Genomic DNA, 12,185 nt, shown 5'->3' with positions numbered 1-12,185 from the left:
AATGTCTCCTCAAGCGAGAATCGAACGCAGAGCTTCGATCACGCGGTCCTGGTCGCTTGCGTCGAGATGCGCGTACATGGGCAAGGAGATCTCTTCGCTGTAGTATCGCTCCGCGACGGGGCACAGCCCCCGACGATACCCGAGGTCCTCGTAATAGGGATGCCAGTACACAGGCATGTAGTTGACCTGGACGAGAATGCCCTCCTCGCGCAGGCGCTCGAAAACCTCGCGGCGACGACCATCATGCACGCGCACAGGGAACAGATGCCACATGGGGTCCACGTCGCTGCGCTTCGTGGGAAGGGTGAGTCCGTCGAGGTCGCCGAGTCCGTCCTGGTACCGCTCGAACACCGTGGTCCGTGACGCCTTGAACTCGGCGAGCCGGCGGATCTGGTTGATTCCGAGCGCGCAGAGGACATCGGGGAGTCGATAGTTGAGCCCGAGCTTGTGGATCTCCTGATGCCACGGGCCCTCATTCGGATACCGCTGCTCACCTCGGTCGCGGACGAGTCCATGCCCCCGGAATCCCCGAGAGGCCGCGATCAGAGCTTCGGAGTTAGAGACGACGGCGCCCCCTTCCGCCGTCGTCATGTTCTTGGTCGGGAAGAACGAGAACGTCGTGAGATCGGCGAGGGAACCAACCGGGCGCTCTCGGAGAGTCGAGCCGATGGAGTGCGCCGCGTCCTCCAAGACCAAGGCCCCAGCCGCGCGGGCGATCGGCAGCAGCACATCGACATCAGCCGGATGACCCGCGTAGTCAACGGCCGAGATGACGGCCGTCCGCTCTGTAGCGAGGGCCGCGACCGACTCAGGGTCGATGTTGCCGGTGTCTTCCTCCACATCGGCGAAGACGATCTCCGCGCCGAGCAGCGATGCGGTCGACGCCGTCGCGGCGAATGTCAGAGCCGGCACAATGACCTGGTCCCCGGAAGTGACTCCGGCGGCCGCGTAAGCGACGTGGAGCGCAGCGGTTCCGCTCGTCACCACCACAGCATCGTCCGTCCCGGCGATCGCGGCGATCTCAGCCTCGAATGCGGCGACCGTGGGACCTGTGGTCAGCCACTCGCCTCGTAGTGCGGCGGCGACAGCGGCGACATCCGATTCATCGATGGACTGATGACCGTAGGGGATCGGCTGTGCCACTAGTCCAAGGTTTCCAGGATCTCGCGGATTCCCTGGGCATCGAGCCACAGGTCGTTGCTGTCGGACTGGTACGCGAATCCATCCGGGAGATCCTCACCCTGTGGCGGATTGAATCCCCAGTTGGCGATCGTCGGCAGAACGACGAATCGATCGCCCAATCGAAGCGTTCGTCGCGCGTCGTCGAGGCTGATCATCTCTTCGTGCAGCTTCTCGCCTGGACGGATCCCGATCTCGTATGTCTCGGCTCCGGGCGCGATCGCTTCGACGAGATCCGTGATCTTCATGCTGGGGATTCGCGGCACGTACAACTCGCCGCCCTGCATCTGATCGAACGAGTCGACGACGAACTCCACGGCCTGAGGGAGCGTGATCCAGAAGCGTGTCATCCGACTGTCAGTGATCGGCAGCGGCTTCCCCTCGGCCGCGAGCTTGCGGAAGAAGGGAACGACTGAGCCGCGGCTTCCCATCACATTCCCGTACCGCACCACGCTGAATCGAGTCACGTAGCTCGCAGCATAGTGATTCGCCGACTGGAAGAGCTTATCGGCGGCGAGCTTCGTTGCACCGTAGAGGTTGAGAGGGCTCGAGGCCTTGTCGGTCGACAACGCGACGACCTTCTTCACACCGGCGTCGATCGAGGCTTCGACGACGTTCTGCGAGCCGACGATGTTGGTCTTCACGTACTCGAAGGGGTTGTACTCAGCGGTGTCGACCTGCTTGAGTGCCGCTGCATGCACGACATAGTCGACCTCATGCATAGCCCTGCGCAGTCGATCCTGGTCGCGGATGTCCCCGATGAACCAGCGCAGACGCGGGTCATCGGCGAACATCTGACGGGCCTCGTACTGCTTCAGCTCATCCCTCGAGTAGATCACGATTCGACGGGGACCGAGGTTGTCCAATGCGTAGCGAATGAACGCCTTCCCGAACGAGCCAGTGCCCCCCGTGACGAGAATCGACGAGTCCTGCAAGATGGTAATGATGATCCTCCAAGTCCGGGAACGACGGTCGTACTCTGAGAATCACGTTGACCGCCGACTGTCTAGGATATTACCCGTGAGGTGCCTGATCCGCGCAGACGCGACGTTCGAGACCGGCACGGGCCACGTCATGCGGTGCCTGACGCTCGCCGAAGAGCTGCGCGCACGCGGTCATGAAGTTCTTCTCCGCGGGGAGCTCGGCGGAATCACCTGGCTGATCGAGCGTGTGTCAGAGGCGGGCGTACGACACGAGCATGTGCATGCACACGACCTCGCCTGGGCCGATGAGGATGCGTATTCCTTCGACGTGGTCGTCGTGGATTCCTACGTGATCGACGTCGATAGCGTGAACGCGATGGCTCGCGTGACGCCGACGCTCGCCATCGTCGATGCAGACCACCGTGGTCTCATCGTGGATCTGTACCTGGATCAGAACCTCGGCGCCGCGGACTTCCCGTGGGAGCACTCTCTCATCGGGGCTCCTTTCGCGCTCGTGCGGGCCGACATCGTGCGCCTCAAGCGGGACCGGCTTCGTCCCCTGACGTCGCCTCCGCGAATCCTGTCCTTCATGGGAGGAAGCGACCCGACCGGAGCGATCGTGACCGTCACGCGCGAGCTGCTGTCGTTGCCGATGCCGGTCGAGGTGACTCTCGTCGTGTCCCCGCGTTGGCAGGACGACGTAGACGCACTGATCGCCGACCGGCCCGGCTTCCGCTCATTGGCTCCGACACCGGCTCTCCCCGAGCTTCTCGCTGGCGCCGACGTCGTGGTGTCGGCGACGGGGACAAGCGCCTGGGAGGTCTGCACGATCGGCGTTCCCTCAATGTTCATCGCGGTCGTGGACAACCAGAGACCGGGCCTGCGCGCATTGGTCGAGGGTGGGCTCTCGTTGGGCATCGATCTGACCGACCTTCCGGCGTACCCGGGGACCGCGCCGGAGATCGCACACGGGGTCGAGCGGCTCATCGCAGAAGAGTCGCTTCGTGAGCGGCTCTTCTCCGCGTGTAATCACGTATTCGACGGACAGGGAGCGCGTCGCGTGGCCGCAGCGCTCGAAGACATCGCACGCTCGGGACGTTAGCGGGCGATCGTCACCTTCCCCGTGCCATCCACATTGATCGTCCCGTTCTGGAACGACTGCGAGCAGCCACCATTCGGCAAACCACACGCCTGCGCCGCCGTCGGCCATCCCAACGGACCTCCCACGCCACCGGCCTTGCCATGCGCATCCCGGATCGCGCCCGTCATCAAGAACGCCCCAGCCGGCCCCGCATTCACCAGACCATTCGTGAAAGCCTGCGCAACACCGCCACCGTTCGCCGAAACCGGAATCGTGTCACTCACCGGATAACCCAACGCACCCGCCGGACCACCATTGGACTGATAGAACGTCGCAACCGGACCCTTCGACACGACCCGAGCCACACCACCGACGACATAGATCGTCCCGTTCTGGAACGACTGCGAGCAGCCACCATTCGGCAAACCACACGCCTGCGCCGCCGTCGGCCATCCCAACGGACCTCCCACGCCACCGGCCTTGCCATGCGCATCCCGGATCGCGCCCGTCATCAAGAACGCCCCAGCCGGCCCCGCATTCACCAGACCATTCGTGAAAGCCTGCGCAACACCGCCACCGTTCGCCGAAACCGGAATCGTGTCACTCACCGGATAACCCAACGCACCCGCCGGACCACCATTGGACTGATAGAACGTCGCAACCGGACCCTTCGACACGACCCGAGCCACACCACCGACGACATAGATCGTCCCGTTCTGGAACGACTGCGAGCAGCCACCATTCGGCAAACCACACGCCTGCGCCGCCGTCGGCCATCCCAACGGACCTCCCACGCCACCGGCCTTGCCATGCGCATCCCGGATCGCGCCCGTCATCAAGAACGCCCCAGCCGGCCCCGCATTCACCAGACCATTCGTGAAAGCCTGCGCAACACCGCCACCGTTCGCCGAAACCGGAATCGTGTCACTCACCGGATAACCCAACGCACCCGCCGGACCACCATTGGACTGATAGAACGTCGCAACCGGACCCTTCGACACGACCCGAGCCACACCACCGACGACATAGATCGTCCCGTTCTGGAACGACTGCGAGCAGCCACCATTCGGCAAACCACACGCCTGCGCCGCCGTCGGCCATCCCAACGGACCTCCCACGCCACCGGCCTTGCCATGCGCATCCCGGATCGCGCCCGTCATCAAGAACGCCCCAGCCGGCCCCGCATTCACCAGACCATTCGTGAAAGCCTGCGCAACACCGCCACCGTTCGCCGAAACCGGAATCGTGTCACTCACCGGATAACCCAACGCACCCGCCGGACCACCATTGGACTGATAGAACGTCGCAACCGGACCCGCGACGAAGAAGGCCGTGGCACCGGTCTGAACGACCGAACCCTTTTGGTATGTCTGCACACAGGCTCCCTTCGGAAGGTTGCAGACGCTGTCGCTCGTGACCCAACCGAGTTGGCCGCTCACACCGCCGGCTCTGCTATGAGCGACACGGATCTCTCCGGTCATGGAGAACACGCCTGCAGATGTCTTGCCGATCGCGCCTCCGACAAAGGCCTGTTCCTGTCCGCCCCCGCTCGCACTGGAGGAAACGAGGTCACTCGTCGGGATCCCCAGACGCCCCTTGGGCCCCCCTTGCGCGATGTACTTGGAAAGCACCGTCGGTTCCGCAACCGCATAGGCGTGACCCCCGACTTCGGAGATGACGGCTTTCTGAAAGCTTTGAACGCAGTAGTCGGTGCTCTTCGAGCACGTCTTCGCGGAAGTCGGCCATCCAGTGGCCTGACGCACTCCGCCGAGCTCGCCATGGGCTGTGCGGGTGAGGCCGCTGACAGCGAAGATCCCGCTCGGACCCGCGTTCACAAGCACCTTCGTGAACGACTGGGCGACACCACCGCCGTTCTCGGTGACAGAAACGGGAGCTGAATCGGGGTATCCCGTCGTGGCGACCCCCTGCGAGCGCACCCACAGCGCAATGGATCCCGTCGCCAGAATCACCCCTTTCCCGGGTTGCCAGTAGGCGATCGCCTTCTCGAAGACATGACCGCACGGTACCGATCCCGAGCACGCGGGCGCGTCGAGGCGATTGCCCCACGATCCGGACTTCCCGCCAGCCGCCGCCCAAGCAGCGCTGATCGCCTGAGACCCCTCTCCGAGAGCGTTCGACTGCGTGGATCCGAACCAGTCGGTGAAGTAGTTGTAGAAGTTGCGGTTGCCGTACGCCGAGCACCCGTCGCCCTCGCCGTAGCCCGCGCGCAGGGCGGCAGCATTGGGCTGGTACGGCGTGTAGTAGTAGAGCGCCGAGGTCGCCTTGTTCGCGACGTAGACCGGGGCGGACCCACAGGACGCCTTCGGGTTGTAGAGGATGTTCCAGGTCTTGCCCGGCGCGTACCACTGGAACCACTTGCCCTCCATGTAGATCTGCATCTGACGCGCGGCGCCGTAGATCTGGTGGAAGAAGCCGATGTAGTTCGGGTCACAGGGCGCCGTGTCGGGACACCCCTGCCCCAGAGCGATCCGGTAGCGCCACGCGCTCGGCCAGACGTGGGTGATCAGCCCCTGCTCCTTCTGCAGCATGACGATCAACACCTGTGGGTTGATGTTGCAGGCCTGGGAGACGCGATAGATGATGCGGGCCGCGGACTCGTTCGCGGCGCCGGAGTAGCCGGAGCAGTACGCGTCCGCGGGACGCGTGACGGTGTTCATCCGGAAGTCTTTGAGGCAGACGATCGGCTCGTTGTTCTCATCCCGACCGCCGAGGCATCGTGAGACCTTGCTGTTGAAGAAGGTCTGGATCTGCGCCTCGGTCATCGTGCTCTTGTTCGTGAACACGGCGTCGCTGATGATGTTCCCCGGCGTGAAGCCGACGAGCGTGCTCTTCGCGATCCCGGTCGCCGCCGGATCGGCCACGGCGCTCGAGACGCTGACCGTGGGCGCAGAGACGGAGGCCTGGGCAGCGGCGGCGGGGACCACCGTTCCGATCACCAGGGCGGAGACAGCGAGGAAACAGGTGAGGAGCGGGTGGGTCCTCAGGGTGTTTCGCGAGCGTGGGGCACGTCGAGACATGTGACCAGTGTGACGGAAGTTGCGCGATGATGCCACTGTTGCGCCGTTCACGACGCAAGTTTTCGGCGTGTCGCCCTGATGCGCAGGTGGTTCTCAGCGGCTTACAGGTCGGCGTGCAGACCCCAGAGGCGCTCCCCCGAGCTGGCCCAGGAGAACGCCCTCGATCGGTCGGACGCGAGAATCCGGAGCCGCTCGGCCGCCGAGCCCGCTGCCTGCTCGATCGCATCGGCGATCTCGTCCACCGCCACGAGCGTGCCGCCGTCCGCGATGACGTCACGATGGGAGCCGGTGTCGACAGCCACGACAGGGACTCCGAGGGCCATCGCCTCGACGGCCCGCCACGGCCAGCCAGCGAAGTCGCCGGTCGCAGCGAAGACCGACGCACCGGCGAGCACGGCCGCACGATCCTCGACTGCCAGCGCACCCCGCACATGGGCGCGACGCTCTGGGAGGCCAGCTGCGGATGCGATCTCGACGTAGCGAGGCTCCGCCCCGTCCGGAGCATCGAGCACGACAGCCTCGATCCCCGCCGCCACGGCCCCGCGGAAACCGTCCCGCAAGGACGGCTCCGACCCGGTGAGCACCACGTACTCGTCCGGCAGCGACAGCGCATTCCGGCGACGATCGGGGTCATCCGGGACGACGAACCCCCGAGGCGGCGCCCCCGCGATCACGCGCACACGATCACCCAGACGCGCGAGTTCGGAGAGCCGCGCAGCGACCGCGTGGGAGGGCACCACGACGGCATCGGCATGTTTGACGGCCCGGCGAAGCATCCCTCGCTGCCAGGAGACCTGGTTCTTCGGCAGCAGCTCGGGCGCATCCCACGCGCGCAGGTCCCACAGGGTGACCGTCGTCTGGTCATCGTCGTGGACGCGATCGTGTTTCACGAGAGGAGCGAACAGGCTCGGCGAATGGATCATGCCACCACCGACCCCGGGAGCGATGCCGAGCTGCCAGGAGGCCGCCAGTTCACGACGCGCCAGACCGAGGGTGCGCACCTCTCCCACGCCGCGGATCGTCGCCTCGGAGCCCGCCGGAACGATGAGGTCCACCGTGCAACCGGAGGGTGCTGTCGCGACCACACCGTGGGCCAGATCCACTGCAGCAGACGCGAGATCGGGGTCGACGATCTGGCCGAGTTGATCCAGAACGAAACGCAGCCGAGCTCCCATGCGCTCAGGCTATCCTCGGGCCGCGACGCCCCCGTGGAGCGCACCACCCGTGGCGCGTGAATATCAGCGTTCCCACAGTTTCCGGCCACCACCGGCACCACCGTTCATGCTTGAATGCTCGGGTGAGCGATGGCCGGCTTCCCGTCAGACGCCGATGGATCGGGTGGACCATCGGCGCGTTCCTCGCGTTTCTCCTCATCGCGATCGGGTGGGTCACCGTTCGGGGGATCGGCGCGGTGAACGACCTGCAGGACGTCGCAGACGGGGCGACGCAGCTGAAGAAGACGATCGCGGCGGGAGACCTCGACAGCGCGGAGCCGGTCGCCCGGAGCGTCGCACGCAGCGCAGCGTCGGCCGCCGACCTGACCTCGGACCCGGTGTGGCAGGCGTTCGCGCTCGTCCCCTGGCTCGGTCCGAACTTCCGTGCCGTGAGCGAGATCGCCGACATCGCCGACAGCGTCTCGACGGATGCTCTCGCCCCTCTGCTGGAGGTGGCGGACGGCCTCGATCTCGCAAGCCTCGGGTTCGTGGGCGGCACCATCGACCTCGCCCCGTTCGCCGAGATCGAGAAGCCGCTCGGCACGGCGAGCACCGCGCTCGGAACTGCGGAGCTGCAGGCCAGACGCATCGACGCCGACGCCACCCTCCCGCCGCTCGCAGAGGCCATCGATCAGATGCGGTCCGCCGTCACCGAGGCCGCCACCGCGGTCGGTGCACTCCACGGCGCCGCCGTCCTCCTGCCGACGATGCTCGGAGGGGAAGGCCCACGCAACTACGTGCTGGCGATGCAGAACAACGCAGAGCTGCGCTCGTCCGGCGGGATCATCGGCTCAGTCGCTCTGCTCCACGCGGAGAACGGGAAGATCACCCTCCAGAAGCAGGCTTCGACACGGGACTTCCCCGCCCTCGACACCCCCCTGCCGCTCAGCGATTCGACGGTCGCCCTGTTCGAGGATCGGCCGGGCCGCTTTCTCCAGAACATCACCAGCATCCCGGACTTCACCGAGGCCGGAGAGACCATCGCCGCACGCTGGACGGGACGATTCGGTGGAACGGTCGATGGCGTCATCGCCGTCGACGCCATCGTCGCGGAGAACCTGATGGCCGTGACGGGAGATCTCACGTTCGGGCCGTTCACCGCGACCGCCGAGAACATCACCGGCATCCTGCTCTCGGAGATCTACGCGGCCGTCCCCGACCCTGCCGCACAGGATGAGATCTTCGCCCAAGCGGCCGGTGCGCTCTTCAGCGCAGCCTTGTCCGGTGGGGACCCGAAGGCGCTGATCGGAGCCCTGGCCGAATCCGCCGAGGAGGGCCGGATCCGCATCTGGAGTGCGCACGAGGACGAGGAGGAGTTCCTCGCCTCATCCGCGCTGGGAGGGACGATCCCCGAGGACGATGCGGACGCCACCTACGTGGGCGTACTGATCAACGACAGCACCGGCGGGAAGATGGACTACTACGCCCGCGGCGCCTTCTCGACTTCCGTGGGCACCTGCAACGGCGCGCCGACGACTCAGGTGCAAGTGACGTGGACCAACGCCGCGCCCGCGGACGCCGCGACGTCCCTCCCCGCCTACGTCACCGGGGACGGCTACTACGGGGTCCCGGCCGGCACGGTGCGCACACTCATCGCGGTCTACGGCCCTGCCGGCGCGACGCCCTCCCACATCGACAGGGACGGCGAAGAGGAGGGCGTGCAGACCGCCATGCTCGATGGCCGCTCCGTGGTGCAGCACGAGGTCTCGCTCGCGCCGGGCGAGTCGACGACGATCACCGTGGAGTACCAGGGAACCGGCGCCGGAGAGCGGCTCACGCAGATCCTGCACACGCCGCTGGTCGACGAGCCCGATGCGACACGCAAACCACTGACCTGCGCATCGTGACATTCCCCGCTCGATAGGGTACTGTCGACTCACTGGGGAATATCTGGAGTCTGCAAACCTGCCGTGGGGGCAGGGAGGCTTCACGCAGTCGGATGCAGGGGTGTATCCGGAGGCGATTCCGCGTGAAATTCTGGGGAGAAATCATGCTGAAGAAACTGGCTGCCATCAGCCTCACCGCTGGCGCGCTCGTACTCGCTGCGCCGGCCGTAGCGACGGCGGCGCCGACGCTCGCTCCGACCGCGTCGTCCAACGACTACCCGACGCCTCCGGGAGTCAAGGTCAGCGACCCGATCATCGACACCTGCGAGGTCTCGACCATCGTCTTCGGAGCAGGGTACTTCCTGCCTTCCGAGAACGTGAGCGTCTCCATCTCCGGACTCGAGGCCGCTCGGGCCGCGGGTTCGGGCAGCACCGCTGGTGCAGACGGCGGACTGACCTACACGTTCCGACCCCCGGCCGATGGTGAGGGCTCGTACGCCGTCTCCTTCAACGGATCGCGTTCGTACACCGCCACCATCACGGTGTCGCACGGCCACGACGCGGCCACGTCCTGCGACCACGATCCTGGTGTGGCTCCGGCGGGTACCGAGCTGCCGCTCACGGGCGGAGACAACGCGGCGTCTGCCGGCGGGTTCGAACTCGCCCTCACCGGCGGCAGCGTTTCGCCGTGGGTCCTCGGCGGTGGCGCCGCAGCGCTGGTCGCCGGTGGCGCCCTGGTCGCCGTCGGAGCATCTCGCCGCAAGCGCGCCTAGGTCCGGCTGCCGCCTCGCGCGGTGGTCGACTGGACGACGGTGATCCCTCCCCCTCCGATCACCGTCGTCTGGTGCGTCCGGCCGGCGCACCGCCAGCCCACGGCTCCTCCTCCTCGGAGGTGGTGACCGTGGGCTTCGTCGTGCACCCGGTGCCCGGCTCGCCGGTTCCCGCCGTGACTGAGTGCACCCGATGAGCGGAAGGCACCGCGTCAGGGCGCGGGGGTCGGCGTCTCCGTCGGGGGGTGCAACGTCTGCCGGATCAGATCGTGGATGTACGCGTAGTCCGGCTGGTGCTCATCCACTCCGGAATCAGGGGTGAGCTCGATCGTCGTGACAGGCTGTTCCTTCGCCTTGAGCATCAGATCGAAGAACTCCGGCAGCTTGTCCGACGGGAGATCCGTGCTGATCAGAGCCGTCCCCGCAGCCGCCACCTCGTTGAACCTCGTGAGCACCGTCTGCGGGGTGAACTGCGCGAGGATCGCCTCCTGCAGCTCCCGCTGACGCTTCATCCGATCCCAGTCACTCGTCGTGTAGCGCGAACGGGCGTACCACTGGGCGGTGTCACCGTCCATCCGCTGCTCCCCCGGCTCGATCCAGCCGATAGCCCACTCGTTCACATCGGTACCGGTCCAGCCCTCCGGCGGTCCGCCCTTGGGCAGACGCTCGGTGACGTTGATCTGCACTCCACCGAGGGCATCGACGAGCTCGGCGAACCCGTGCATGTCGACGAAGACGTAGTAGGGGATCTCGATTCCGAGAACACCCTCCGCCGCGTCCTTCGTCGCTTCGATACCCGGCTCGGAGCCGTTGGCCTTCGCGTCAGGGTAGAGCCCGGTGCCGCCGTCTTCCCGACACACCTCCGCGGCGTTGCGGATGTGGTTCATCCATCCGTTCCACCCGCAGGTGGAAGATCCGTGCCCTTCGAAGCCGTTCGGGTAGAGCTCCTGCATCGGGCTCCCCTCGCTGAACGGCGCGTTCGGGAGTTCACGCGGGATGCCGGTGATCGTCACGGCCCCGGTATCGGCGTTCACCGAGACGACCGAGATGCTGTCGAAGCGCATCGAGTCACGCCCGTCGCCGCTGTCTGCGCCGAGGAGCAGGATGTTGTAGTAACCGTCGCTCGGCTCGACGCTCGGTCCGCTCTGCCCGAAGATCGCCCCGATCGTGCTGCGCACCGACCCCACCGCGGTCGCGGCATACCCGACGCCACCGCTCACGAGCCCCAACAGCACCAGCGCGACGACCGGGATGGCGAGGCGAGAGGGTCCGGGGACCTTCACGAGTCGCACCAGCCGCAGGGCATCGAAAGTCAACACGACCCAGAGCACGATGTAACCGACGAGAAGCACCTGGACGACGGTGAGGATCGCAGCGGAGAACAGCCCGCCTCCGATCGTGAGCCACAGCAGGGCCGGGCGGGCGAAGAGGGCGAGACCGAGCGCCACCACCACGAGCAGCCACGCCAGCAGAGTCGCGCCGAGCCCGAAGCGGCCGAGCCTGCGGTTGCCCGACAGTACCTGCGCAGATCCGGGGACCAGGAGATTGAGGGCTATGAGCCACCACCCGCGCTTGGCCATCATCCCCGGGTCAGCGACATCCGGGTGCCGCAGAGGGCGTGTCTCGATGAGCGGGCGCCGTGTTGCGCGCGGAGGCGCAAGGGTCACAGCGACCCCTTCAACCGTTCGTTCTTCTCCTCGACCTGTGTCTCGAGATCTCGGGCGTACGCGTCCACCCGGTCGGCGAGATCCGCATCCGCCGTCCCCAGGATGCGGGCTGCCAGGAGCCCCGCGTTGCGGGCGCCGCCGATGGACACGGTCGCGACGGGGATGCCGGCGGGCATCTGCACGATCGAGAGCAGGGAGTCCATGCCGTCGAGGTAGGCGAGCGGCACGGGAACGCCGACCACGGGCAGCGGCGTCATCGAGGCGAGCATGCCCGGAAGGTGGGCCGCTCCCCCGGCGCCGGCGATGATCACGCGGATACCGCGGGACCGTGCCTCCCGCGCATACGACATGAGCTTGTCCGGTGTGCGGTGGGCCGAGACGACCTCGACCTCATGCGGGATGCCGAAGTCGGTGAGCGCCTGAGACGCATCGCTCATCACGCGCCAATCGGAATCGGATCCCATCACGACGCCGACCAGAGGGGCAG

The 12,185-nt window shown here is 66.4% G+C and carries 10 protein-coding genes; 4 read left to right on the top strand and 6 right to left on the bottom strand.

Translation table 11 applies throughout. The features are described from left to right. Positions 1-9: 9 nt before the first annotated feature. Together LRQ07_RS06380 and pseB are read right to left on the bottom strand one after the other, a co-directional pair. On the bottom strand, positions 10-1,143 hold the full coding sequence (locus LRQ07_RS06380) for a DegT/DnrJ/EryC1/StrS family aminotransferase (protein ID WP_256536165.1): 1,134 nt from the start codon (positions 1,141-1,143) through the stop codon (positions 10-12). Further along, positions 1,143-2,114 carry a UDP-N-acetylglucosamine 4,6-dehydratase (inverting) gene (gene pseB, locus LRQ07_RS06375; RefSeq protein ID WP_227991530.1) on the bottom strand — a complete coding sequence of 324 codons (972 nt, stop codon included), beginning with the start codon at positions 2,112-2,114 and terminating at the stop codon, positions 1,143-1,145. The genes LRQ07_RS06380 and pseB overlap by 1 nt, the downstream gene beginning before the upstream one ends. An 85-nt stretch (positions 2,115-2,199) precedes the next feature. Between pseB and LRQ07_RS06370 the strand changes: the two genes are divergently transcribed. Next, a complete protein-coding gene (locus LRQ07_RS06370) occupies positions 2,200-3,204 on the top strand; it encodes a PseG/SpsG family protein (protein ID WP_256536164.1) in 1,005 nt (334 codons plus the stop codon). Here the strand turns inward: LRQ07_RS06370 and LRQ07_RS06365 are convergent. Next, positions 3,201-5,966: a hypothetical protein gene (locus LRQ07_RS06365; protein ID WP_256536163.1), complete on the bottom strand. Its 2,766-nt coding sequence runs from the start codon at positions 5,964-5,966 to the stop codon at positions 3,201-3,203. The two genes, LRQ07_RS06370 and LRQ07_RS06365, sit on opposite strands and share 4 nt — an antisense overlap. Between LRQ07_RS06365 and LRQ07_RS06360 the strand changes: the two genes are divergently transcribed. Beyond that, positions 5,935-6,225 carry a hypothetical protein gene (locus LRQ07_RS06360; protein ID WP_256536162.1) on the top strand — a complete coding sequence of 97 codons (291 nt, stop codon included), beginning with the start codon at positions 5,935-5,937 and terminating at the stop codon, positions 6,223-6,225. The genes LRQ07_RS06365 and LRQ07_RS06360 overlap by 32 nt on opposite strands. A gap of 97 nt (positions 6,226-6,322) precedes the next feature. On the opposite strand, the gene LRQ07_RS06355 is transcribed toward LRQ07_RS06360, so the two are convergent. Beyond that, the gene (locus tag LRQ07_RS06355; protein ID WP_256536161.1) at positions 6,323-7,396 is read right to left on the bottom strand and encodes a glycosyltransferase; all 1,074 of its coding nucleotides are present in this window, start codon (positions 7,394-7,396) and stop codon (positions 6,323-6,325) included. Between the two features lie 122 nt (positions 7,397-7,518). Between LRQ07_RS06355 and LRQ07_RS06350 the strand changes: the two genes are divergently transcribed. Then, a complete protein-coding gene (locus LRQ07_RS06350; RefSeq protein WP_256536160.1) occupies positions 7,519-9,282 on the top strand; it encodes a DUF4012 domain-containing protein in 1,764 nt (587 codons plus the stop codon). A 143-nt stretch (positions 9,283-9,425) separates the two neighbouring features. Then, the gene (locus tag LRQ07_RS06345) at positions 9,426-10,034 is read left to right on the top strand and encodes a hypothetical protein (protein ID WP_131491938.1); all 609 of its coding nucleotides are present in this window, start codon (positions 9,426-9,428) and stop codon (positions 10,032-10,034) included. Positions 10,035-10,243: 209 nt separating this feature from the next. Here the strand turns inward: LRQ07_RS06345 and LRQ07_RS06340 are convergent, their stop codons facing one another. Continuing rightward, a complete protein-coding gene (locus LRQ07_RS06340) occupies positions 10,244-11,698 on the bottom strand; it encodes an LCP family protein (protein ID WP_256536159.1) in 1,455 nt (484 codons plus the stop codon). Then, a complete protein-coding gene (gene purE / locus LRQ07_RS06335) occupies positions 11,695-12,162 on the bottom strand; it encodes a 5-(carboxyamino)imidazole ribonucleotide mutase (RefSeq protein WP_047523092.1) in 468 nt (155 codons plus the stop codon). The genes LRQ07_RS06340 and purE overlap by 4 nt, the downstream gene beginning before the upstream one ends. Positions 12,163-12,185: the final 23 nt, after the last annotated feature.

Origin of the sequence: Microbacterium sp. J1-1, from assembly GCF_024498615.1 — a bacterium.
GTDB lineage: Bacteria > Actinomycetota > Actinomycetes > Actinomycetales > Microbacteriaceae > Microbacterium > Microbacterium aurugineum.
The sequence above is the reverse complement of the archived record's forward strand: the minus strand, read 5'-3'. Positions and strand labels throughout refer to the sequence as shown.

What these genes read in the sequence shown, in the direction of transcription:
- purE (WP_047523092.1), bottom strand. Translation starts at nt 12,162, where the DNA reads ATGGGATCCGATTCCGATTGGCGCGTGATGAGCGATGCGTCTCAGGCG.
- LRQ07_RS06345 (WP_131491938.1), top strand. Translation starts at nt 9,426, where the DNA reads ATGCTGAAGAAACTGGCTGCCATCAGCCTCACCGCTGGCGCGCTCGTA.
- LRQ07_RS06355 (WP_256536161.1), bottom strand. Translation starts at nt 7,396, where the DNA reads ATGGGAGCTCGGCTGCGTTTCGTTCTGGATCAACTCGGCCAGATCGTC.
- LRQ07_RS06365 (WP_256536163.1), bottom strand. Translation starts at nt 5,966, where the DNA reads ATGACCGAGGCGCAGATCCAGACCTTCTTCAACAGCAAGGTCTCACGA.